This window comes from Paraburkholderia sp. 31.1 (assembly GCF_014397645.1).
GTDB classification, from domain to species: Bacteria; Pseudomonadota; Gammaproteobacteria; order Burkholderiales; family Burkholderiaceae; genus Paraburkholderia; species Paraburkholderia tuberum.
Map to the genome: position 1 here is coordinate 155,110 of NZ_VZQN01000001.1, position 22,099 is coordinate 177,208.

Sequence of the window (22,099 nt, forward strand, 5' to 3'; positions counted from 1 at the left end):
AGCTTGCCCGTGCGATGGGCGGTGTGTCGTGCGAGGAAGGTCGCGATGTGCCGAGCCCGCCGCGCGTGACAAGTCAGCGGTGCGCCTCGCGCGCCGCCTGCTGCGCGCGCGGAGGCGTCGGCGCGTGCTCGGTTGGGGAGCACACGTACGCATGCAGATCGTGCGCGAAGCCGTCCAACTCCTCGGACAATTGCCGCACGAGGCGGCCCAGCACGTTGTACGCGAGCACCGCCGGAATCGCGACCACCAGACCGAACGCGGTCATGATCAGCGCCTCGCCCACCGGTCCCGCGACGTTCTCGATCTGCGCCTGCCCGCTCGCCGCGATGCTGCCGAGCGCGTGATAGATACCCCATACGGTACCGAGCAGACCGACGAACGGCGCGGTGCTGCCAACCGACGCAAGCAGCACCTGACCGAACTCGAGCCGCCGCTGCGACGCATTGAGCGCCTGGCGCAGCGCGCGCAGCACCCGTTCGCTGCGCTCGACGCGCGCGAGCAGGGCGCCCGGAATGTCGACCTCGGCCGCATTCAGCGCCGCTTCGGCGAGCGGCGCGAACACGCGCTCACGATCAGTGCGGCGCAGGATGGCGACGCCTTCGGCGAGCGTCGGCGCCTGCCAGAAGCGCGCGATCGCCCGGTTGGCCTGGTGTTTCGCGCGCGTCAGAATCCAGCTCTTGACGATCAGAAAACACCAGCTCGCAATCGACATGGCCAGCAGCACATAGGCGACGCCATGCGTGATTGCGTCGCTCGTTTGCAGGTAATGGATGATGCCGCTGCTGCCTGCCATCTGACCTCGCCTTGGGAAAGTGACTTCGGGAGGGCGCGCTCGGGATGCGCTACTCCGCCTACGCGCAACGGGCTTCGCTCAACGCAGGCCGAGCACGTCCTGCATGTCGAAGAAGCCGTTGTCGTGGCCTTCGAGGAAGCGTACAGCACGAAGCGCGCCTTGTGCATATGACAGGCGGCTTGCCGATTTGTGCGTGATCTCGATGCGCTCGCCGATGCCCGCGAACAGCACCGTATGATCGCCGACGATATCGCCGCCGCGAATCGCCGAGAAGCCAATCGTCGACGGATCGCGCTCGCCGGTCACGCCTTCGCGGCCGTAGATCGCGCAGTCGTCGAGATTGCGGCCGAGCGCGTTGGCGATCACTTCGCCCATCGTCAGCGCGGTGCCGGACGGCGCGTCGACCTTGTGACGATGATGCGCCTCGATGATCTCGATGTCGTAGCCGGTCGAGAAGTGCCGCGCCGCGTATTCGAGCAGCTTCAGCGTAACGTTCACGCCGACGCTCATGTTCGACGCGAACACGACGCCGATCTTCTGCGCCGCCGCGCACAGCTGCGCTTTTTGCGCGTTGTCGAAGCCGGTCGTGCCGATCACCATTTTCACGTCGTGGCGCTGCGCGGCTTCGAGATGCGCGAGCGTCGCGTCGGGACGCGTGAAGTCGATCAGGTAGTCGGATTCGGCGAACACACGCTCGATGTCGTCTGACAGCAGCACGCCGGTCTCTTTGCCGAGGAACGCGCCGGCGTCCTGGCCAAGCTGCGCAGCGCCCGTGCGGCAGAGCGCACCGGACAGCGTCGCGTCGGCATCGTTGAGGACGGTTTCGATGAGCATGCGGCCCATCCGGCCCGATGCGCCTGCAATGGCAATTTTCATGACTGTGAGGATTCGAAAAGAGTCAACCGGTATGGAGCCCGGCAAACGCGGCCCGGCGAATGCGTCCGGCCGATATAGGGACACGCGGCGGCAGGGAGCAAAGTCACCCGGCTCGCTGCTGGAGCCAATGCGGGCGGCCAACCGGGACGGCTCGCTCAGGTGACTGACCGATACGGCCCGCTGCGGCGACCCACTGTCGCGGCAACCGCGGCAACACATTCATGCGGCCCAAGCGGCGCATTTCCGACCTTGTCTGGTGCCGGACAAACACACATCTGGCGGGCGCCGCACATGTGGCGCGCAGCCCGCCTCACAACACCGACGAGCAAATCAGTTGCTCGTTCCCGGCGTCGCCGGCGAAGTGTTCAGCGTCGGGCTGCCGCTGCTTTGCGAGCCCGTCGGGCCGACCGGGTTGCTTTCGTTCTCCTGAGCGGGCGGCGGCGGACGCTTGAACTGGAACTGCGGCTGACCGCCGGACGTCGGGCCTTGCGTCGGGATCCCGCCGGCGTTCGCTCGCGGCACGGCGGAACGCACGGACGGCGGGCCGTTCGACGTCGACACCGCATTCGTCGCGCGATTGGCCGCCTGAGCGGCTTCCGCGTTGGCGTCCATGGACGGCGTGGCGGCCTGCTGGGCGCCTTCGACCGACGGCGAGCGCGTCGTATCCACGGTAGCCGGTGCCGCGGCGGCCGCCGCACTAGCGGCGGCTGCGTCGCTGGCGGCCACGGCGTTGGCGGCCTCGGCCGCGCTCGTCGCGCGCGGCGGCGTCGCGTTCGGGCGGCGGCCACGGCGATCACCGTCGATTTCGGCCAGCAATTCGAGATTGGTCGGCAGATCCTCGCCGCCCGTCCAGTGGGTCACGAGGTCGCCGGAGAAGTACACGACGAAGTCACGCTGCTGCACGATCGACGTCGAGCCGCGCTTGAAATAGAACACGTAATCCCAGCGATTCGCGTGGAACATGTCGGTCAATAGCGGCGTGCCGAGCAACTGACGCACCTGCGCGCGCGTCATGCCGACCTTCATCTGGTCGGCCATTTCCTGCGACACGAAATTACCTTGCACAACCGTAATCCGATACGGCGTAATGCGTTGGGCAATGCGCTGGGTCAGGCTGTCGTATGTGGAACATCCGGCAAGAACCGCGACAGTCGCAACAGCGATCAAGGTACCCCGCATGCGGCTCCCCCGGTAGATCAATTGAGATTTAGAAATCATTTCACTCACCGTGCGGGCCCGCTTGCGGGCCGCGCTCATTCCATCGAAGATGACCAGAACGGCAAAAACACATTACTATGAGAGCCCAGCATTGTACTCTAGGGATCCCTTGTCATGACCAATCCAACCGATCTCAAGAATATCGGGCTCAAGGCGACCCTTCCGCGCCTCAAAATCCTTGAGATTTTTCAGCATAGTCCGGTACGTCACCTGACCGCCGAAGACGTGTACCGCAACCTCCTGCACGAGGAGCTCGATATCGGTCTTGCCACCGTGTATCGTGTGCTGACGCAATTCGAGCAGGCCGGCCTGCTCTCGCGCAGCAATTTCGAATCGGGCAAGGCGGTGTTCGAACTGAACGAGGGGTCGCACCACGACCATCTCGTGTGCCTCGATTGCGGGCTGGTCGAAGAATTTTTCGACCCCGAAATCGAAAGCCGTCAGCAGTCCATCGCCAAGGCACGCGGCTTCAAGCTGCAGGAACACGCGCTGGCACTGTATGGGGCGTGCACGAAGGAAAATTGCCCGCATCGTAAGCACTGATGCGTCGCAGTCGCGTGGGAGCATGCGGCCTGGCAAGTCGAAAAAAACCCGGCCGATGGGGATCGGCCGGGTTTTTTTATTCAGGCGGCCGCAAGCACCGCTATCCAATCAACTCCGCGCTCGGCTCGAAGGCGAGCCGCCACGGCTCGGCCAACTGCAATTCGTCGCAATTCGGCGCATCGCCGCCGCGATCGACGACGATGAAATCGCTGACCTGATCGAGCGCGAGCAGCGGATGGTGCCAGACCCCTTTCGCGTAATTGACGCCCTGCCACGCATCGGTCCAGAACGCGCGCATGCGTGCGGCGTCGAACTCGCCGGCCGGCGCGACCACCATCAGATATCGGCCCGCGCGTAAGGGAATGAAAGCCTGGCTGCCGAGCGGATGCCGCTCCATCATCGTGATCTCGACGGGCAGCGCGCGCGGCTGCGCGCGAAACAGACTGACGAGCGGCCGGCCGCCCTGCTCCACCACGTCAACGCGCGCAAGGTCGTGATAGCGCTCGGTGGTACCGCCGTTGATCGGAAAACGACGCGCGCCGTCGAGTTCGATCACGTCGCCGAACGGCGCGAAGGCCGCGCGCGTCAGGCGTTCCATCTGCAGGATCTTCATGCGTGCCGCTCCATGACGTTGCTTGCGTTAAGCGATCTCGCCCCACAGACGCAGGCGCGACACGCCGCCGTCCGGGAAGATGTTGAAGCGCACGTGCGTGACCGGCCCGAGCGCGGCGAGGTCGTCCGCGAACGCGTGCACGTGATCCATCTGCAGTTTCTGTTCGCCGAGCAGCACCGGCCAGAACATCGCCTGCGTGACGAGGGAATCGTCTGTGCCGCCCGTCACCGATGCCGCCTGCAGCGAGCAGCGATCCGGGAAGTTGCCCTTGAAGTGCGCGGTGTCCACTTCGATCTTGCGGATCACGCCGGGCCGCGCGAGCGCGACGATCGCCCAGTCGTTGCCCGGCTCGCGACGCCGCCGCGTTTCCCAGCCGTCGCCCATGTTCACGCCACGGCCCGGCATCAGCATCTGCGAGGCCGGCCCGAAATGCTGGTTGTTCGCGGCGACGAGGTACGCGCCGTTTTCGATCGCGGCGAGATCGAGCAGCGTGCCGCGCTCGACGCGGCTCCAGTCGCGCTGCGGCTGGCCATACACGCGCAGTCGCGCGAGCCCGCCGTCCGGATACAGATTCACGCGCAGATGGGTGACCGGGCGCGCGCCTTTCACCTCGACGTAGTGATGCTGGTTGCCCTGTAGCGTTGTCGCCGGCACGAGCGGCTGCCAGTCGGCGTGCTCGGGCGGCACGTCAGCGTCGCTATGACAGGCATCGATCGACGCCGCCGGCGGGAAATTGCCGGTGAAGTGGCTCGTATCGAGATCGACCCCATGCACGACGCCCGGCCGCGCGAGCCGGATCACGCAATGGTCGTGGCCGGTCGTGCGCTTGCGACGCGTCTCCCAGCCGTCCATCCACTTGCCGTGGTCGTCGTATTTGCCGGGAATGAACACCGCCGGCTGCGGGTCGAGCATGCGCTCTTTCGGCGCGAAGAATTCGTCGCTGGCGAACAGCGCCTTCGCGCCGAGGCGCGGATCGGCGAGGTTCATGTAGCGGCGTGTGAAGGCGGGAGCGTTCGGGTCGAGGATCGGGTTGGCCATGATGTCGGTCGGTGTCGAAGAGGTCGGAAACAGCCGGCGGCGCCACGGCAACCGCCGGCTTGCGAAAAAAGGTCGAGGAGCTATCTGGAAAACGATGCCGGTTCGTCTGGTCAGACCAGCCGTCATACCGCCGGTGCGGGTTCGGCCGCACCGGGTTCGACGAGCGTGTCGTCGACGACGGGCACGTAGCGCAGCGCCGCGTCGCGATTCAGCACGCGATGCGCGCGCGCCTTGTCGATATCGTTTTCCCACACGGCGACCACCACCGTCGCGACGCAGTTGCCGATCAGGTTGGTGAGCGCCCGGGCGATGCCGACAAACCAGTCGACCGGCAGAATCAGCACGAGACCGAGCACGGGAATCGCGGGAATCGCGGACAGCGTCGCCGCGAGAATCACGATCGCAGAGCCCGGAATGCCGTGCGCGCCCTTCGACGTCACCAGCGACACCAGCACGACGACGATCAGGTCGTGGATCGACAGCGGCGTGTTGGTCGCCTGCGCGATAAACAGGACCGCGAGCGTCAGATAGATCGAGAAGCCGTCGAGGTTGAACGAGTAGCCGGTCGGAATCACGAGACCGACCGTCGAATCCTTGACGCCCATCCATTCGAGCTTGCGCATGATCTGCGGCAGCACGGCGTCGGACGACGCGGTGCCGAGCACGATCGACAGTTCTTCGCGCAGATAGCGGATCAGCTTGAAGATGCTGAAGCCGGCGAGCCGCATCACCGCGCCGAGCACGAGTACGACGAACACCACGCAGCTCGCGTAGAACACCAGCACGAGCATGCCGAGCTGCTTCAGCGACTCGACGCCGTAGGTGCCGGTCGTGAACGCGATCGCGCCGAGCACGCCGAGCGGCGCGAGCTTGATGATGAAGCCCATCACGCGGAAGAACACCTGCGACAGCTCATCGATCAACCCGCTCACGCGCTGCGCGCGCTTGCCGAGCAGCGACAGCGCCGAGCCGAACAGCACCGAGAACACGAGGATCTGCAGAATGTCGCCGGTCGCGAACGCGTTGATCGCCGTGTCGGGGATGATCTTCAGCAGGAAGCCCGCTGTGTCCTTCAGGCTCTTCGCGTGCTCGGTATAGGTCGCGAGCGACGCCGCATCGAGCGAGTTCAGGTTCACGTTCATACCTGCACCAGGACGCGTCGCGTAAGCGAGCACCGCGCCGATCACGAGCGCGATCGTCGTCATCGCCTCGAAGTAGATCACCGACTTCAAGCCCACGCGGCCGACCTTGCGCAGATCGCCCGCGTGCGCCATGCCGCTCACCACCACGCAGAACACGATCGGCCCGATCACCATCTTGATCAGCTTCAGAAAGCCGTCGCCAAGCGGCCGCAAGGACTGCGCGAAATGCGGAAAAACGGCACCGAGCACGACGCCGACCACGAGCGCTATCACGACCCGGCCAAATAGCGAATTGAAGAATTTCAACACGGCTTCCTCCTGCGGATGGTTGTCTCGGTCACTTCTGTTCAGACTGGTCAGACCATGGCTGTTATGGCGAATAGTAGGAAGCCGATATACCCACGTCAAGAACTCATCGAACAGTGTTTACCCGTTGTTTCTTCGGCGATTTCGGGTCGGATTCTGGATTTCAGACGGCGCGCGGCGCGCCTTCTCGCGCGCAAGTATTAGAATTGCGGTCAGACCACGCTACCGAGCGATCCCTCATGAAAAACGTCCCGCACACCGTCACCGACGCGGCCATCGCGACCATCCGCGAGCGTATCGAGGGGGGCGTCTATCCGGTGGGCAGTCTGCTGCCGGCGCAGCGCCAGCTATCCGATGAACTGTCGATCAGCCGCGCGTCACTGCGCGAAGCGCTTTCCACGCTGGAAGCGCTTGGTCTGCTGGTGATCCGCCCTGGCAAGGGCGTCTACGTGGAAAGCGCGCAGGCGAAAAACGCGCAGGCGTGGCGCTTCGCCGAGCAGTCGTCGCTGCCCGACACGTATCAGATGCGCTACGCGCTCGAAGGCTTCGTCGCGCGCATGGCGGTGCTCGCGGTCACCAACGACGACCTCGCGTGGCTCGAGGAAAACATCACCGCGATGCAAAGCGCGCTCGCCTGCGAGGAACTCGACGAAGCAGCTCGGCTCGACTACGCGTTCCATATGCGCATCGTCAGCATCGCGGGCAATGCGGCGATCGAGTCGATCCTGCGCAGCAGCGCCGAGATCATGCAGGAAAGCCAGCGCATGCCGTTCTACCGGCGCGAGCGGGTGCTGTCCACGTACACCGAACATCGCGCGATTCTCGACGCGTTGAAGGCCCGCGATTCGCTCGCCGCGGGCAAGGCGATCGAGACGCACATCGCGAACGCCGCGCAGCGCGCCGGCGTCTATTTCCCCACGCCGTAGACGGCAAAAATCGCAGACGAAAAAAAACCGCTCCGAAGAGCGGCTTTTTCATGCAGCGTGAAACCCGAAACTTACTTCGCGTTCGCGAGCGCCACAGCCGTGTCCAGCATGCGGTTCGAGAAGCCCCACTCGTTGTCGTACCAGCTCGACACTTTCACGAGTCGGCCCGACACCTTGGTCAGCGTCGAGTCGAACGTCGACGAAGCCGGGTTGTGGTTGTAGTCGATCGACACGAGCGGTGCGTCGTTGTAACCGAGGACGCCCTTCAGCGCGCCTTCCGATGCTTCCTTCATGATCGCGTTGACTTCCTCGACCGTCGTGTCGCGCGCGGCGATGAACGACAGGTCGACGACCGATACGTTGATCGTCGGGACGCGGATTGCGTAGCCGTCCAGCTTGCCGTTCAGTTCCGGCAGCACGAGGCCGACCGCCGATGCCGCGCCGGTCTTGGTCGGGATCTGGCTATGCGTGGCCGAACGCGCGCGGCGCAGGTCTTCGTGGTACACGTCGGTCAGAACCTGGTCGTTCGTGTACGCGTGGATCGTCGTCATCAGGCCGTTCACGAGGCCGATCTTGTCGTTCAGCGGCTTGACCAGCGGCGCGAGGCAGTTGGTCGTGCACGATGCGTTCGAGATGACCGTGTCCGACGCCTTCAGCACGTTGTGGTTCACGCCGTAGACAATCGTCGCGTCGACGTCCTTACCGCCCGGCGCCGAGATGATGACCTTCTTCGCGCCGCCCTTGATGTGCGCGCTCGCCTTTTCCTTGGTCGTGAAAAAGCCCGTGCACTCCATCACGACGTCGACGCCCAGCTCGCCCCACGGCAGTTCGGCCGGGTTGCGGTTCGCCAGCACGCGGATCTTGTCGCCGTTCACGACGAGGTAGTCGCCGTCCACCGACACGTCGCCCGGGAACTTGCCGTGCGCGGTGTCGTACTGCGTCAGGTGGGCGTTGGTCTTCGCATCGCCCAGATCGTTGATGGCAACGATTTCGATATCGTGCTTCTTACCGTTTTCATAGAAGGCGCGCAGGGTATTGCGGCCGATCCGGCCGTAGCCGTTGATTGCGACGCGAATCGTCATGATTTATCTCCTGATGGCTAAAAAATCCGTTTAGGTTCGCCTGGTCGGACATCCGGTTCGGTGCGTTGCCGCGCGCAGCCACGAGGGGCACGACGGCAACGCGACGCAACCATCAGCCGAGCGCGGCCTTGACCGTCGCCACCACGTGCTCGACGGTGAAACCGAAATGCTTGAACAGCACGCCTGCCGGGGCCGATTCGCCGAACGTGTCGATCCCGACCACGCCGCCTTCCAGACCCACGTACTTGCGCCAGAAATCCGACACGCCCGCTTCGATCGCGACGCGACGCACGCCATGCGGCAGCACGCGTTCGCGGTACTCGGCGTCCTGCCTGTCGAACACGGTCGTCGACGGAATCGACACGACGCGGGCGGCGATGCCTTCGCGCGCGAGCGGCTCGACGGCTTTCATCGCGAGTTCGACTTCCGAGCCCGTCGCGATCAGGATGATCTTACGCGCGACGATCTCTTCATCCCAGTCGCGCAGCACGTAGCCGCCCTTCTCGATGTTGGCGATCTGCGCGTCGGTGCGCTCGTTGAACTGCAGGTTCTGGCGACTGAAGATCAGGCACGACGGTCCTTCATGCTCGATCGCATGGGTCCAGGCCACCGCGGTTTCGACCGTGTCGGCCGGGCGCCACGTTTGCAGATTCGGGATCAGGCGCAGGCTCGCGACGTGTTCGATCGACTGGTGGGTCGGGCCGTCTTCGCCGAGACCGATCGAGTCGTGCGTGAACACGAAGATCGACGGCGACTTCATCAGCGCGGCGACGCGCAGCGCGTTGCGGCTGTAGTCGGAGAACGTCAGGAACGTGCCGCCGAACGCCTTGTAGCCGCCATGCAGTGCGACGCCGTTGATCGCCGCGCTCATGCCGAATTCGCGCACGCCGTAGTTCACGTAGTTGCCGGCGGCACGGCCTTCGGCATTCACGCGCACCGGCTTGGCGGCCTTCCAGTTGGTCAGGTTCGAGCCGGTCAGGTCGGCGGAACCGCCGAGCAGTTCAGGCAACACGGCCGACAGACCTTCGATGGCCTGCTGCGATGCCTTACGCGTCGCCACGGTCTCAGCGCGCTCGTTCGCGCCGGCGATGATCGCTTTCGCCTTATCTTTCCAGTCGGCCGGCAGTTGCTTCGCGCTGCGGCGCTTGAATTCGGCCGCTTCCTGCGGGTACTTCGCCGCGTAGGCAGCGAACGCCTCGTCCCATTCCGCTTCGAAGCGCGCGCCCGCTTCCTTCGCGTCCCATGCCGTGTAGACTTCCTGCGGAATCACGAACGGCTCCCACTTCCAGCCGATCGCTTCGCGCGTCGCCGCGATTTCCTTGTCGCCGAGCGGCGCGCCGTGCGAATCGTGCGAGCCCGCCTTGGTCGGCGCGCCTTCACCGATCACGGTCTTGCAGCAGATCAGCGTCGGCTTGTCCGACAGCTTCGCCTGCCTGATCGCCGCGTCGACCGCGTCGACGTCATGGCCGACTACGTTCGGGATCACGTTCCAGCCGTACGCTTCGAAGCGCTTCGGCGTGTCGTCGTGGAACCAGTGCACCACTTCGCCGTCGATCGAAATGCCGTTGTCGTCGTAGAACGCGATCAGCTTGTTCAGCTTCAGCACGCCCGCGAGCGAGCAGGCTTCGTGCGAGATGCCTTCCATCAGGCAGCCGTCGCCGACGAACACGTACGTGTGGTGATCGACGATCCTGGCGTCGGGCTTGTTGAATTCGGTGGCGAGCAGCGATTCGGCGAGCGCCATGCCGACCGCGTTCGCGAGACCCTGGCCGAGCGGGCCGGTGGTCGTCTCGACGCCCGGCGTGATGCCGTATTCCGGGTGACCCGGCGTCTTCGAATGGAGCTGGCGGAAGTTCTTCAGCTCGTCCATCGGCAGGTCGTAGCCGGTCAGATGCAGCAGCGAGTACAGCAGCATCGAGCCGTGACCGTTCGACAGCACGAAGCGGTCGCGATCGGCCCATTGCGGGTTCTTCGGGTTATGGCGCAGATGACGCGACCACAGGGCGACGCCGATCTCGGCCATGCCCATCGGCATGCCGGGGTGACCGGAGTTCGCCTTTTGAACGGCGTCCATGGCCAACGCGCGGATCGCGTTGGCCATCAGGGAGGTGGGTGCGGGAGACGGGGTCGTCATGTCGAGTCCGGAGACAGAGTCAGAAAGCGGGGGCGCGCTTGAGGCCCGGAAGCTCGGCGGTCACTTCGCTACGGCGCACGATGCGGCGCCAGGAGACGCGAAACGGGCAGAGCAAGCGGACAAGGCTGAAAGCGTCACATTCTAGCAGAAGGCTACCCCCTATCCGGCCGGAAAGCCGCCTGGCCACGTGGTTCAACGCACACCGCCAGGCGGCGGCATTTACAATTCGAGCAGCTGTGTGTCCGCACTACCGATCGAGCCCGTCCGCCGTGAACGCCCCGCTATTGTTCCAGCCTTGTCCCGACGCCGTCTACGGCTTTCCTCACGCGCGCCTCGTCGAGCGTGTCGAATCCCGTTATCAGACGATCGAGATCTGGGACACGCCGCAGCTCGGCGCGCTGTTCACGCTCGACGGCCGTCCGATGACGTCCGCAGGCGACGAGTTCATCTACCACGAATGCATGGTGCATCCGGCCGCGCTCGCGCATCCGGCGCCGCGCGCGGCGCTGGTGCTCGGCGGCGGCGATGGCGGGGCCGCGAGGCAATTGCTCAGGCATCCGGGCATCGAGCGGATCGTCGTCGCGGAGCTCGATCCCGAGGTCGTGCGGCTCACGCGCGGACATTTGCCGCAGGTGCATGGCGGTGCGTTCGACGATCCGCGCGTCGAGCTGGTGATCGGCGATGCGGCGGACTACGTCGCGGCGGCGGCCCGCGCGACGCAGGGTGCAACGAACGTCGCGGCCGCGCAGTTCGACCTCGTCGTATTCGACCTGACGCCACCCGATTCGCCCGCGGCCGGCCTGTACACGCCGACCTTCTACGCGCAGTTGAAGCGCGTGCTGCGTGCTGATGCGTTGCTGTCGCTCCATCTCGGCTCGCCGTACCACCACGCGCCGCGCATCGCCGGGCTGCTCGGCGATCTGCACGCCGCGTTCGCACAGGTGCGCACGCTGGGCACCTTCGTGCCGCTCTACGGCTCGCTATGGCTGATGGCGATCGCCAGCGACACGCTCGACCCCGCCGCGCTCACCGCCGAGACGCTCACCGAGCGTCTCGCCGCGCGCGGCATCGATTCGCTGCGTCATTACGAACCAGCCCTGCACGCGGGGCTATTCTCGGCGGCGCGATCGGCGCGCGATAAACTGAGCCCGTTGACGAAGTCGTCCTTTTGAAGCGCGGACACCTTGCGCGAATCGGTTCGTGTGATGCCGGCGTGCCGCGCCCGACCGAAACCCGCAACCGTGGCCTCGCCGCCTCACGAGATCCGGAGAACTCCATGACCGCCCCCCACCCCGCCGGTGTGCCCTGGCTCACCCCCTATCTGACGGTGCGCGACGCGCGCGCGTCGACGGCATTCTTCTCGGCGGCGTTCGGTTTCGACGTGCGCGACAGCGTGCAGGACGACGGCGTCGTCATGCACGTCGAGATGACCTATCAAGGCCAGCTGATCGTGATGTTCGCGCCTGAAGGCGCGTTCGGCTCGACCGCGAAGACGCCGAAAAGCGCGGGCACGATCGCGCCGCAATCGTTCTATGTCTATGTCGAGGACGTCGACGCCGTGTATGCTCGCGCGCTCGCGGCCGGCGCGAAGTCGCTGAGCGAGCCACAGGACCAGTTCTGGGGCGACCGCTTCGCGCAGGTCGAGGATATCGACGGCTATCGCTGGGCACTCGCCCGCCACCTGTCCTGAATTCAAGAGTCTCCCGTCGATGCCCCGTTTTTTTGTTGATATCCCGCTTTACGCCGACGACGTGATCGCACTGCCCGACGACGTCGTGCGCCACGTGGCCGTGCTGCGTCTGCAGCCAGGCGATTCCCTGACGTTGTTCAACGGCCAGGGCGGCGAATACGGCGCCGAACTCGTGGAGGTCGAGCGTCGTGCGGCTCGCGTGAAAATCGGCGAATTTCGCGCGATCGAGGTCGAGCCGCCGTATCGGCTGACGCTCGCCCAAGGCATCGCCGGCGGCGACAAGATGGACTGGCTGATCGAGAAGGCGGTCGAACTCGGCGCCTCGGGCTTCGTGCCGCTCGCGACCGCGCGCAGCATCGTGCGGCTTACCGGCGAGCGCGCGCAGCGGCGGCAGCAGCACTGGCAGGGTGTGGTGCGGGCGTCGTGCGAGCAGTGCGGACGTAATCGGGTTCCGGACGTGATGCCGGTGTGCGAGATTGGCGCGTGGCTCGATACGCTGTCGCGCGAGCCGGCGCCTGACGAGCTGCGCCTGCTGTTATCGCCGCGCGCAAGCATCGGCTTTGCGGCGCTGCCTGACGCGCCGCCGCCTGGCGGCGTGACGCTGCTGATCGGCCCCGAAGGCGGCCTTTGCGCCGACGAGGAAGCCGCCGCCGGCGAACAGGGCTTTACCGCGATTGGCTTGGGACCGCGTGTGCTGCGCACCGAGACCGCCGGAATCGCAGTGTTGGCGGGGCTCGCGGCGCGCTGGGGCGGCTGGTGAGCGGGAGCTTGCCCAAGCAGCGCGACAAAAGCAAAGGCCCGCCAATTAGCGGGCCTTTGCCGTTTACACCGCGACGTTCACTGTCAGACTCAAGCAGCTACGCCTGAACAGGCGAAAATCCGGCGAACCTCAAGCGAACGAGTAGAACACCCGGAACGCGACCTTGCGCTCGGCCCAGAATTCGGCCGCTTCACGGAACACGTCGAGCAGCGTCTCGCGCCCTTCCTTGTCGAATTTCTGCGCGATCGGCAGGTGTTCGAGCACGATCACGAAGCCGGGCTGCGCGCCGGCCTTGTGCACGAGGTCGGTCAGGCAGTCGTAGAGCGCGTCGTAGTTCTTGCCGAAATGCTTGGGAAACAGGAACGACGTCGCGATCGTCTCGAGCACTTCCTGCTTCGAGGCGGCGTTCGCGCAGTACGCATACAGAAAGTGCTGGCCGAGCAGGTTGGCCTCGTCGGCGAGATCCTGCACGCGGAACGCGCGGATCGACTGCACGATGTTCGGCCGCACCGTCCTGAAAAGGCTCATGGGCTCCTCGTTCGATGAAACCACCGTGGCAGCCTCGCTTTGATTGTCGCGTCCCTGCTGGTCGGCGCGCATCTTCATGACGCGTTGGAACAAATTGCCGTCGCCGGCCGCGAAAAGATCCGTCGCGACTCCGGAATCGTGCGCGTAGATGTTGTCGCTCATGCCGTTCATCCCAATGTCATTCAACAATATGGTTAAAACTGGTGTAATGGTCGTCCGAGTAATAACAATTGTCGGTCCGCTGTAGCGGACCTCCGCAGACGATGCGGCGCGCCCCGCGATTACGCGCGTGAGGCGTGGGGACGGTGTATTCATGGTAATAGCCGCGCCGGTGGGCGGGCAGCACCCGTTCGTAGTTGCCGAATACGATGCCGTCCTTCTGATACGGGTAAGGCCCGCCGGCGGCAATGAGGTTCAACGTATCGACCGCCTCGCGCGGCAATTGCGCCAGCGCGATGGTGCCCACCTGCGCTTCCACCCCAGTTGGCGCCGAGTAATCTCGCGCCAGCGCTTCGGGTGCGGAACTGGACAACGCGCAGAGTGCGGCGGCACCGATCAGCACGCCTTTCATGCGCAACCAGTTGCGTGCCATGTATCCGGTTTCCCCGCTGTCAGATCACGAATTTGACGACCATGAAAGTCGTAAGGGTATCGCTAATAGCCTTTGGAATCAACGTTCGACGGCCGATGGCACCCCGCCTCACCCCGCGGAAAAGCCGGTGGCGCGGACTTTGACGACTTTTGACAAAATGTTTAGCTCAATCAGGCTAAACTGAGCTCAACCGTGATCGAATGCAGTGCGGGCGGTGCAAGCGGCCGCTGGCCGAAGCGCTCGATTGCGGTTGTTAGAGCCTGTAACCACTGAGCCGAAAGGCCGTGTCATTGCCATTTTTCGGGGTGGCGATCCCCTGCTTGCCCTGAGGGCGTGCCCATTGCGGGCACGCCTTTTTTTTCAGGTACACCGGTTGGAAAACCGGCGCCGGGCCCGTCGCGGCCCGATCACGATGCGCAGTTAGCGGGTTGCGCTGACGTCCGCGACCAGCAGCGCCGTCATGTTGACGATCCGGCGCACCGTCGCCGACGGCGTCAGCACGTGCACCGGCTTGGCCGCGCCGAGCAGAATTGGGCCAATCGCAATGTTGTTGCCGGCCGCCGTCTTCAGCAGGTTGTACGAGATATTGGCCGCGTCGATGTTCGGCAGCACCAGCAGGTTCGCGTCGCCTTCGAGCGTCGAATCGGGCAATACCTCACGGCGCAGGTTGGCGTCGAGCGCGACGTCGCCGTGCATTTCGCCGTCAACTTGCAGCGCCGGCACGCGTTCGCGCAGGATCTCGAGCGTATCGCGCATCTTCTGCGCGGTCGGCGCGTTGCTCGAACCGAAGTTCGAGTGCGACACGAGTGCAACCTTCGGCTCGATGCCGAAACGGCGCACTTCCTCGGCTGCCATGATCGTGATCTCAGCCAGCTCGGCCGGTGTCGGATCGACGTTCACGTGCGTATCGACGAGGAAAATCTGCCGATTCGGCAGCACCAGCGCGTTCATCGCCGCATAGACTTTCGCGCCGGGCTTCTTGCCGATCACCTGATCGATGAAGTGCAGGTGGCGGTGCGTGGTGCTGACCGTACCGCAGATCATGCCGTCCGCCTCGCCCTTGTTGACCATCATCGAGCCAATCAGCGTGGTGCGGCGGCGCATCTCGAGCTTGGCCATCTGCGTGGTGATGCCCTTGCGCGACATCATCTTCGCGTATTCCTGCCAGAACTCGCGGTAACGTTCGTCATGATCGGTGTTGACGACCGTGTAGTCCTGCCCCGCGACGAGCCGCAGGCCATAACGCGCGATCCGCTGCTCGATCACGGCCGGCCGGCCGATCAGGATCGGCTTTGCGAGCTTTTCGTCGACGATGATCTGCATCGCGCGCAGCACGCGCTCTTCTTCGCCTTCCGCGAACACGATGCGCTTCTTCTCCGGCTCGACGCTGCGCGCGAGCTGGAAGATCGGCTTCATCGTCGTGCCGCTGTGATAAACGAACTGCTGCAGATGCTGCGCGTATGCGTCCATGTCCTCGATTGGACGCTCGGCGACGCCGCATTCCATCGCGGCCTTCGCCACCGCGGGCGCGACCTTCACGATCAGACGCGGATCGAAGGGTTTCGGAATCAAGTATTCCGGTCCGAACGATAGGTCCTGGATGCCGTACGCGGTCGCGACGATGTCGCTCTGCTCCTGGCGCGCCAGCTCGGCGATCGCGTTGACGGCGGCGATTTCCATTTCGCGCGTAACCGTCGTCGCGCCGGCGTCGAGCGCGCCGCGGAACAGAAACGGGAACACGAGCACGTTGTTGACCTGGTTCGGGTAGTCGGTGCGGCCCGTGCACAGCACCGCGTCCGGACGCACTTCGAGCGCGAGTTCCGGCAGGATTTCCGGGGTCGGATTCGCAAGCGCGAGGATCAGCGGCCTGGCGGCCATCTGCTTGACCATGTCCTGCTTGAGCACGCCGCCAGCCGACAACCCGAGGAACACGTCCGCGCCTTCGATCACCTCGGCAAGCGAGCGCGCGTCGGTTTCACGCGCGAAACGCTCCTTGTCCGGGTCCATCAGTTCGGTGCGGCCCTTGTACACGACGCCCGCGAGGTCGGTCACGGTGATGTTTTCGAGCGGCAGGCCGATGTCGACCAGCAGGTCCAGACACGCGAGCGCCGCCGCGCCCGCGCCCGACGCGACCAGCTTGACTTCCTTGATGTCCTTGCCGACGACCTTCAGGCCGTTGGTGACCGCCGCCGCGACGACGATCGCGGTGCCGTGCTGGTCGTCGTGGAAGACCGGAATCTTCATGCGCTTGCGGCATTCGCGCTCGACGATGAAGCAGTCCGGCGCCTTGATGTCTTCGAGGTTGATGCCGCCGAAGGTCGGTTCGAGCGCGGCGATCACCTCGACCAGCTTGTGCGGATCGTTCTCGTTGATCTCGATATCGAACACGTCGATGCCGGCGAACTTCTTGAACAGGACGGCCTTGCCTTCCATGACCGGCTTCGACGCGAGCGGCCCGATGTTGCCGAGGCCCAGCACCGCGGTCCCGTTCGTGACGACGCCAACGAGGTTGCTGCGCGCGGTGAAGCGCGCGGCGTTCAGCGGGCTCTCGACGATTTCCTCGCACGCGAACGCGACACCAGGCGAATACGCCAGCGCGAGGTCGCGCTGGTTGATCATCTGCTTGGTCGGGGCGATCGCGATTTTGCCGGGAGTCGGGAACTCGTGGTAATCGAGAGCTGCTTCGCGGAGTTTGGTATTGACGGAATTCGACATAAGGCGGGCTTCGGAGGGCAGATTAGAATAGACGTTCGACGGCATTGTAGCCCCAATTGCCTACGCAATTCCTTCAATACGGGTACAACAGCCGCGACTGAAACAGCGTGAAAGCGCGCGTTGCCCGTTGTCCGGATGGTCCGGCGCTTGCGACGGGGCATCACGCTCAATCGCCCTGATCCGCGCCATTTCTCCAATCGTTCTCCGCTCACCGTCCGCCATCATGCTTTCCGAGTTTTCGCTGATCGATCGTTTCTTTGCCCGCCGCGCCGCCGCCGTGCGGCCCGCCAATGCCGAAGGCGGCACGCTCGGCATCGGCGACGATTGCGCGTTGCTGGCGCCGCCTGCCGGCGAAATGCTGGCGATATCGACGGACATGCTGGTCGAAGGCCGTCATTTCTTCGCCGATATCGATCCCGAAGCGCTCGGTCACAAGGCGCTTGCCGTCAATCTGTCTGACCTCGCCGCAATGGGCGCGCAGCCGCGGGCGTTCACGCTGGCCTTCTCGCTGCCGAAAGCCGACGAAGCCTGGCTTTCCGGTTTCAGCGAAGGCCTGTTCGCGCTCGCCGAGCGCTACGGTTGCGAGCTGATCGGCGGCGATACGACGGGCGGGCCGCTCAATCTGTGCATTACGGTATTCGGCAGCGTGCCGCCACGAACAGCCTTGCGCCGCGATGCCGCGCAACCCGGCGACGACATCTGGATCTCCGGCACTCTCGGCGACGCGCGCGCCGGCCTCGGCGCGCAGCGCGGCGAATGGTCCGCCACCCCGAATGACGCCGCGACGTTCCGCCGGGCGCTCGAACGCCCCGAGCCGCGCATCGCGCTCGGCCTCGCGCTGCGCGGCATCGCACACGCGGCGCTCGACCTGTCGGACGGACTCGCCGGCGATCTGCGGCACATCCTCGAACGCTCGTCGGTGGGCGCGAGCGTCGACGTCGATGCGGTGCCGCGCTCGGCCGCGCTACGCCGCCTGCCGCCCGACGTCCAGCAGCGCTGCACGCTCGCCGGCGGCGACGACTACGAGCTGTGCTTCACCGCGCCCGCCGCCGCGCGCGCCGCGGTCGAGGCCGCCGCGCAGAAGGCCGCCGTGCCGGTCACCCGCATCGGTACAATAAGCGCACTGGAGGCGGCCACCGACCGCCCGGCCATCGCGTGGCGCAACGCCAGCGGCGCGCCGCTCACTCTGACCTTGCAAGGTTTCGATCACTTTCATGCAGAATGACCCCCCGCTCGGCCCCGCCGACGACTTCCTCGGCGGCGAGCCGCCAGAGGCGCCTGGACCGCGCGAGCCGAAGCCTGCTCAGCCGCGCCGCGCGACCGCGCGCTTCATGCTGTCGCATCCAGTCCACCTTCTGTCGCTCGGCTTCGGCAGCGGGCTGTCGCCCGTCGCACCGGGCACGATCGGCACGCTGCTCGGGTGGGCCTCGTTCGCGGTGCTGAATCGTTATCTGACAGTTATCGAATGGGGCGTGCTGATCGGCGTCGGCTTTCTCGGCGGCATCGCGTTGTGCGGCTTTACCGCGAAGCGGCTTGGCGTCGAGGATCCGTCGGCGGTCGTGTGGGACGAAATCGTCGCGATCTGGCTCGTGCTGCTGATGGTCACGCCTGCCACGCTCACCGGCCAGGTGTGGGCGTTCCTGATCTTCCGCTTCTTCGACATGGTGAAGCCGCCGCCGATCGGCTACTTCGACCGCCGGCTGAAAGGTGGCTTTGGCATCATGTTCGATGACCTGATCGCCGCATTTTTTACGTTGCTGGTGATTGCGCTGTGGCGGATGTCGGTTTGAGCGCTGCCTGTTCACCGTTCGAGTACCGTTCGACTCTTTTGGTCGCCGCCCGGCCCCTGCCGTTCGCCGCGCCGCCCGGCCGGCTTCGTTTTCCGGATTGACTGACGCCATGCCTACCGATTCCGTCGTTCACCAGCTTGCGATCCGCGTGAGCAACCGTCTGCGCGACGAGCGCCTGATGCTCGTGACCGCCGAGTCCTGCACGGGCGGCATGGTCGCGACCGCGATCACCGACATCTCCGGCAGCAGCGGCTGGTTCGAACGCGGCTTCGTCACGTATTCGAACCAGGCGAAAAGCGAAATGATCGGTGTGCCGGCCGACCTGATCGAAAAACACGGCGCGGTCAGCGAGCCGGTCGCACGAGCGATGGCCGAAGGCGCGCTGCGCAACAGCCGAGCGCAGGTGTCGCTGTCGATCACCGGCGTCGCCGGCCCCGGCGGCGGCACGGAAACCAAGCCTGTCGGCATGGTGTCGTTCAGTTGGAGCAACCGGCTGCACACGTCGGTGGAAACGAAGATTTTCAAGGGCGACCGCGACCAGATCCGCGTGCAGGCCGCGGCGCACGCGCTGCGCGGCCTGCTGGCGCTACTCGACGAACGCGAGCATTGAGCGGCGGCTAACTATCACTGAGGAGGCGGACAATGCCGGATTCGCGCGCGATCGCAGACGAACTGATCCGCCGCTTCGATCTGAAGCCCCATCCTGAAGGCGGCTTTTTTGCGGAGACCTACCGCTCGGCCGCGCGTGTGCTGCGCGTCGGCGAGCCGAGCGAGGTTGGGAACGCCCGTGCGGCGTCGACTGCGATCCATTACTTGCTGTGCGACGGCGCGCATTCGGCGTGGCATCGGATCCGTTCCGATGAAGTCTGGCATTTCTATGCCGGCGAGCCGCTGCTGGTCCACGTGCTCGATGAAAGCGATGCCGGCGGTGCGCTCGTCACGCACCGGCTCGGCAATCCGCTCACGCATCCCGATACGGTCTGTCAGGCCGTCGTGCCGGCCGGCTTGTGGTTCGCGGCCGAGTGCGCCGATCCGGCATCGTTCGCGCTGGTCGGCTGCACGGTCGCACCGGGTTTCGAATTCAGCGAGTTCGAACTCGCGGAGGTGGACGCGCTGAAGGCGCGGCATCCGCGGCATGCGGGATTGATCGGGCGGCTCGCACCGGCGCGCTGACGCGCCGCGCCGGCCGTCGCGGGATCGCCCGCCGCGGGATCGCCCGCCGCGGGATCGCCCGCCGCGGGATCGCCCGCCGCGGGATCGCCCGCCGGTTCAACGAAACGCGTTGATCCGGTCGCGGGTGTCCTTCGCGGCCTGCGCGGCCGCTTGCACGAAATCGTCGCCCTTGCCCGCGTAGATGATCGCGCGCGAAGAGTTGATCAGCATGCCGGTGCCGTTCGCGGTGCGTCCGGCGCTCACGGTGGCCTGCACGTCGCCGCCTTGCGCGCCGATGCCCGGAATCAGCAGCGGCATGTCGCCGACGATCCCCCGCACCACTTCGATTTCCTTCGGAAACGTCGCGCCGACCACGAGCCCAAGCTGGCCGCTCGCATTCCACTTCTGCGCGGCCAGTTGCGCGACGACCTGATACAACGGCCGACCGCTTGTCTCGAGAAACTGCAGATCCGAGCCACCCGCGTTCGACGTGCGACACAGCACGATCACGCCCTTGCCTGCGTGCTCGAGATACGGCTCGATGGAATCGAAACCCATGTACGGATTGACCGTCACCGCGTCGGCCTGGTAGCGCTCGAAGGCCTCGCGTGCGTATTGCTCGGCCGTGCTGCCGATATCGCCGCGCTTGGCGTCGAGAATCACCGGCAGGCCCGGATGGTTCGCGTGAATGTGGGCGATCAGCTGCTCGAGCTGCTCTTCCGCGCGATGCGCGGCGAAGTAGGCGATCTGCGGCTTGAACGACGACGCGTACGGCGCGGTTGCATCGACGATCATGCGGCAGAACTCGAAGATCGCGTCGGCGCGGCCCGCGAGCGCACCCGGGAACTTGCTGGGCTCGGGATCGAGGCCAACGCACAGCAGCGAGTTCGTGCGCTGCCAGGCGTCGTTGAGTGTCTGGATGAAATTGGACATGGTGAGTCTCGCGGCGAGCCGGTAATCGGAGGAGGCGCGTATTTTACCTGTCCCACGAACGCCGTCCGTCGATGGCGGTCACCGCGCGGCCCGCGCCTCATAGGCGATAGCAGCGCCAGGCCGCCCGTTCGGACGTTCGTCCGGCCGGCGGCCCGGCGGCTACGACTGCGGCTACGGCTGCGACTACTACCTGCGCCGCGCGCCACGCCCGCCCGGCATCGAGCGCAGTCCAGTCCGCTCGACCGTGAAGCGGAACGTGCGCGTCAACCGCTCGCCGCGCTTGAGCAGCGTCATGCCGTTTTCGCTCGCGCCGCCCGCCAGGTTCATTGCATTGATCGGATGATCGACCGGTTCGAAGCAGAAGAAGTCTTCGCCGGGCGGCGTGTACAGCACGTAATAGTCGGTGTCGGCGGCGATGTTCAGCGACAGACGGCGCTTCGGCCACACCACTGCCGCCTGGCCGCTCCAGCCGGTGAACGCGTGATTGACGATCGTCTCCGGCAGCGGATACGCGACGCCGAACTGCCACGCGGGGGGCGCCGGCACGTGGCGCACCGGCAGCCAGTCGTCGCCCGAGAGCCACAGGCCGCCGGCCGCCGCCGACAGCTCGGTGTCCGCGTCGCGCACGAAGAACGGATGCACGCCGAGCCCGAACGGCAGCGTCTCGCGGCCAGCGTTTTCGATGTCGAGCGAGACGACCAGCGTTGGGCCGTCCAGCGTATAGGTTTGTGTCGCGCGGAACGCGTACGGCTTGCCGTCGCTGCGGTCGAGCGCGAGACGCACGTGCTCGCGGCCCGCGTCGAGCACCTGCCATTGCGCGAGCCAGCCGTCGCCGTGAATCGGCAGCGGCTCGTCGGCGCGGTTGCGCGGCACCTCGACGCGCCGCCCGGCCACGCTGAAATGGCCGCCGCCGATGCGGTTCGAGTATGGCAAGAGCGGATAGCAGGCCAGCTGGTTCGGTTGCGTATCGCCACCGACGTGACTGCAGCGCCGGAAGATCGGCGTCAGCGCGCCGTCGTCGCGCCAGTCGAAGCGGGTCACACCGCCGCCGAGCGTCGGCGCGACATCGAGACGCAATTGCGAGTTGGCGAGCGTGATGCACGCGACATCGCCGGCGCTGCCTTCGCCGAGGGCCACCGCCGACGTGCTCGGGCCCGCCAGCACGGGATTGGCGGCCGCGGCGAGTCGCGAGCGTCGCGTTTGAGAGGTTGGGGATGAGGTTGAAACGAGATTCGCAACAGTCATATCTGGCTCCATCGAGAGGCGTG

At 65.5% G+C, this 22,099-nt stretch carries 22 protein-coding genes; 9 read left to right on the forward strand and 13 right to left on the reverse strand.

Annotation, left to right across the window (positions count from 1 at the left end):
* Positions 1–73: 73 nt before the first annotated feature.
* From F6X37_RS00730 to F6X37_RS00740, 3 genes are all read right to left on the reverse strand, one after another.
* A complete protein-coding gene (locus F6X37_RS00730; RefSeq protein ID WP_187609975.1) occupies positions 74–793 on the reverse strand; it encodes a MotA/TolQ/ExbB proton channel family protein in 720 nt (239 codons plus the stop codon).
* Between the two features lie 78 nt (positions 794–871).
* Positions 872–1,669 (reverse strand): 4-hydroxy-tetrahydrodipicolinate reductase, encoded by a 798-nt coding sequence (gene dapB, locus F6X37_RS00735; protein WP_187609976.1) that lies wholly within the window; start codon positions 1,667–1,669, stop codon positions 872–874.
* 330 nt (positions 1,670–1,999) lie between these two features.
* Positions 2,000–2,848 (reverse strand): outer membrane protein assembly factor BamE, encoded by an 849-nt coding sequence (locus F6X37_RS00740; protein ID WP_187610026.1) that lies wholly within the window; start codon positions 2,846–2,848, stop codon positions 2,000–2,002.
* A gap of 153 nt (positions 2,849–3,001) precedes the next feature.
* Between F6X37_RS00740 and fur the strand changes: the two genes are divergently transcribed.
* Positions 3,002–3,430, forward strand: a complete 429-nt coding sequence (gene fur, locus F6X37_RS00745; protein WP_013090534.1) for a ferric iron uptake transcriptional regulator — start codon at positions 3,002–3,004, stop codon at positions 3,428–3,430.
* 100 nt (positions 3,431–3,530) lie between these two features.
* On the opposite strand, the gene F6X37_RS00750 is transcribed toward fur, so the two are convergent.
* From F6X37_RS00750 to F6X37_RS00760, 3 genes are all read right to left on the reverse strand, one after another.
* Positions 3,531–4,043 carry an ureidoglycolate lyase gene (locus F6X37_RS00750; RefSeq protein ID WP_187609977.1) on the reverse strand — a complete coding sequence of 171 codons (513 nt, stop codon included), beginning with the start codon at positions 4,041–4,043 and terminating at the stop codon, positions 3,531–3,533.
* A gap of 27 nt (positions 4,044–4,070) precedes the next feature.
* A complete protein-coding gene (gene alc, locus F6X37_RS00755) occupies positions 4,071–5,081 on the reverse strand; it encodes an allantoicase (protein WP_187609978.1) in 1,011 nt (336 codons plus the stop codon).
* Positions 5,082–5,203: 122 nt separating this feature from the next.
* Positions 5,204–6,532 carry a C4-dicarboxylate transporter DctA gene (locus tag F6X37_RS00760; RefSeq protein ID WP_187609979.1) on the reverse strand — a complete coding sequence of 443 codons (1,329 nt, stop codon included), beginning with the start codon at positions 6,530–6,532 and terminating at the stop codon, positions 5,204–5,206.
* Positions 6,533–6,768: 236 nt separating this feature from the next.
* On the opposite strand from F6X37_RS00760, the gene F6X37_RS00765 reads away from it, so the two are divergent.
* Positions 6,769–7,455: a FadR/GntR family transcriptional regulator gene (locus F6X37_RS00765; RefSeq protein ID WP_090801859.1), complete on the forward strand. Its 687-nt coding sequence runs from the start codon at positions 6,769–6,771 to the stop codon at positions 7,453–7,455.
* 71 nt (positions 7,456–7,526) lie between these two features.
* Here the strand turns inward: F6X37_RS00765 and gap are convergent, their stop codons facing one another.
* On the reverse strand, positions 7,527–8,537 hold the full coding sequence (gene gap / locus F6X37_RS00770; RefSeq protein WP_008923882.1) for a type I glyceraldehyde-3-phosphate dehydrogenase: 1,011 nt from the start codon (positions 8,535–8,537) through the stop codon (positions 7,527–7,529).
* 112 nt (positions 8,538–8,649) lie between these two features.
* Positions 8,650–10,671, reverse strand: coding sequence for a transketolase (tkt, locus tag F6X37_RS00775; RefSeq protein WP_184058466.1), 2,022 nt, complete (start codon positions 10,669–10,671; stop codon positions 8,650–8,652).
* Between the two features lie 269 nt (positions 10,672–10,940).
* On the opposite strand from tkt, the gene speE reads away from it, so the two are divergent.
* From speE to F6X37_RS00790, 3 genes are all read left to right on the forward strand, one after another.
* Positions 10,941–11,843 carry a polyamine aminopropyltransferase gene (gene speE, locus F6X37_RS00780; protein ID WP_187609980.1) on the forward strand — a complete coding sequence of 301 codons (903 nt, stop codon included), beginning with the start codon at positions 10,941–10,943 and terminating at the stop codon, positions 11,841–11,843.
* A gap of 104 nt (positions 11,844–11,947) precedes the next feature.
* The gene (locus F6X37_RS00785) at positions 11,948–12,361 is read left to right on the forward strand and encodes a VOC family protein (protein ID WP_090801864.1); all 414 of its coding nucleotides are present in this window, start codon (positions 11,948–11,950) and stop codon (positions 12,359–12,361) included.
* Between the two features lie 19 nt (positions 12,362–12,380).
* Positions 12,381–13,121, forward strand: coding sequence for a 16S rRNA (uracil(1498)-N(3))-methyltransferase (locus F6X37_RS00790; protein WP_184058470.1), 741 nt, complete (start codon positions 12,381–12,383; stop codon positions 13,119–13,121).
* A gap of 129 nt (positions 13,122–13,250) precedes the next feature.
* On the opposite strand, the gene F6X37_RS00795 is transcribed toward F6X37_RS00790, so the two are convergent.
* The 3 genes from F6X37_RS00795 to F6X37_RS00805 form a co-directional block, all read right to left on the reverse strand.
* On the reverse strand, positions 13,251–13,811 hold the full coding sequence (locus F6X37_RS00795) for a barstar family protein (RefSeq protein WP_090805466.1): 561 nt from the start codon (positions 13,809–13,811) through the stop codon (positions 13,251–13,253).
* Between the two features lie 16 nt (positions 13,812–13,827).
* A complete protein-coding gene (locus F6X37_RS00800; protein WP_090801868.1) occupies positions 13,828–14,241 on the reverse strand; it encodes a ribonuclease in 414 nt (137 codons plus the stop codon).
* A gap of 420 nt (positions 14,242–14,661) precedes the next feature.
* Positions 14,662–17,001 (reverse strand): NADP-dependent malic enzyme, encoded by a 2,340-nt coding sequence (locus tag F6X37_RS00805; protein ID WP_187609981.1) that lies wholly within the window; start codon positions 16,999–17,001, stop codon positions 14,662–14,664.
* Positions 17,002–17,179: 178 nt separating this feature from the next.
* On the opposite strand from F6X37_RS00805, the gene thiL reads away from it, so the two are divergent.
* From thiL to F6X37_RS00825, 4 genes are all read left to right on the forward strand, one after another.
* Positions 17,180–18,181, forward strand: coding sequence for a thiamine-phosphate kinase (gene thiL, locus F6X37_RS00810; protein WP_184022910.1), 1,002 nt, complete (start codon positions 17,180–17,182; stop codon positions 18,179–18,181).
* A complete protein-coding gene (locus F6X37_RS00815; RefSeq protein WP_187609982.1) occupies positions 18,171–18,746 on the forward strand; it encodes a phosphatidylglycerophosphatase A in 576 nt (191 codons plus the stop codon). Before thiL ends, F6X37_RS00815 begins: the two co-directional genes overlap by 11 nt.
* Positions 18,747–18,855: 109 nt before the next feature.
* Positions 18,856–19,356, forward strand: coding sequence for a CinA family protein (locus tag F6X37_RS00820; protein ID WP_184022908.1), 501 nt, complete (start codon positions 18,856–18,858; stop codon positions 19,354–19,356).
* A 32-nt stretch (positions 19,357–19,388) separates the two neighbouring features.
* Entirely contained in the window at positions 19,389–19,919 is a 531-nt protein-coding gene (locus F6X37_RS00825) for a cupin domain-containing protein (RefSeq protein WP_187609983.1), read from the forward strand.
* Positions 19,920–20,015: 96 nt separating this feature from the next.
* On the opposite strand, the gene pyrF is transcribed toward F6X37_RS00825, so the two are convergent.
* Both pyrF and F6X37_RS00835 read right to left on the reverse strand, forming a co-directional pair.
* Complete coding sequence (gene pyrF, locus F6X37_RS00830) at positions 20,016–20,831, reverse strand: orotidine-5'-phosphate decarboxylase (protein WP_187609984.1); 816 nt, start codon at positions 20,829–20,831, stop codon at positions 20,016–20,018.
* A 186-nt stretch (positions 20,832–21,017) separates the two neighbouring features.
* Complete coding sequence (locus F6X37_RS00835; protein ID WP_090801877.1) at positions 21,018–22,076, reverse strand: aldose 1-epimerase; 1,059 nt, start codon at positions 22,074–22,076, stop codon at positions 21,018–21,020.
* Positions 22,077–22,099 lie beyond the last annotated feature (23 nt).

Coding starts and splice junctions, on each gene's coding strand:
- F6X37_RS00730 (WP_187609975.1), bottom strand. CDS start 793: ATGGCAGGCAGCAGCGGCATCATCCATTACCTGCAAACGAGCGACGCA.
- F6X37_RS00805 (WP_187609981.1), bottom strand. CDS start 17,001: ATGCCGTCGAACGTCTATTCTAATCTGCCCTCCGAAGCCCGCCTTATG.
- F6X37_RS00750 (WP_187609977.1), bottom strand. CDS start 4,043: ATGAAGATCCTGCAGATGGAACGCCTGACGCGCGCGGCCTTCGCGCCG.
- thiL (WP_184022910.1), top strand. CDS start 17,180: ATGCTTTCCGAGTTTTCGCTGATCGATCGTTTCTTTGCCCGCCGCGCC.
- F6X37_RS00740 (WP_187610026.1), bottom strand. CDS start 2,848: ATGCGGGGTACCTTGATCGCTGTTGCGACTGTCGCGGTTCTTGCCGGA.
- F6X37_RS00765 (WP_090801859.1), top strand. CDS start 6,769: ATGAAAAACGTCCCGCACACCGTCACCGACGCGGCCATCGCGACCATC.
- tkt (WP_184058466.1), bottom strand. CDS start 10,671: ATGACGACCCCGTCTCCCGCACCCACCTCCCTGATGGCCAACGCGATC.
- F6X37_RS00815 (WP_187609982.1), top strand. CDS start 18,171: ATGCAGAATGACCCCCCGCTCGGCCCCGCCGACGACTTCCTCGGCGGC.
- F6X37_RS00820 (WP_184022908.1), top strand. CDS start 18,856: ATGCCTACCGATTCCGTCGTTCACCAGCTTGCGATCCGCGTGAGCAAC.
- F6X37_RS00790 (WP_184058470.1), top strand. CDS start 12,381: ATGCCCCGTTTTTTTGTTGATATCCCGCTTTACGCCGACGACGTGATC.
- gap (WP_008923882.1), bottom strand. CDS start 8,537: ATGACGATTCGCGTCGCAATCAACGGCTACGGCCGGATCGGCCGCAAT.
- F6X37_RS00825 (WP_187609983.1), top strand. CDS start 19,389: ATGCCGGATTCGCGCGCGATCGCAGACGAACTGATCCGCCGCTTCGAT.
- pyrF (WP_187609984.1), bottom strand. CDS start 20,831: ATGTCCAATTTCATCCAGACACTCAACGACGCCTGGCAGCGCACGAAC.
- F6X37_RS00835 (WP_090801877.1), bottom strand. CDS start 22,076: ATGACTGTTGCGAATCTCGTTTCAACCTCATCCCCAACCTCTCAAACG.
- F6X37_RS00785 (WP_090801864.1), top strand. CDS start 11,948: ATGACCGCCCCCCACCCCGCCGGTGTGCCCTGGCTCACCCCCTATCTG.
- dapB (WP_187609976.1), bottom strand. CDS start 1,669: ATGAAAATTGCCATTGCAGGCGCATCGGGCCGGATGGGCCGCATGCTC.
- fur (WP_013090534.1), top strand. CDS start 3,002: ATGACCAATCCAACCGATCTCAAGAATATCGGGCTCAAGGCGACCCTT.
- F6X37_RS00795 (WP_090805466.1), bottom strand. CDS start 13,811: ATGAGCGACAACATCTACGCGCACGATTCCGGAGTCGCGACGGATCTT.
- F6X37_RS00800 (WP_090801868.1), bottom strand. CDS start 14,241: ATGGCACGCAACTGGTTGCGCATGAAAGGCGTGCTGATCGGTGCCGCC.
- alc (WP_187609978.1), bottom strand. CDS start 5,081: ATGGCCAACCCGATCCTCGACCCGAACGCTCCCGCCTTCACACGCCGC.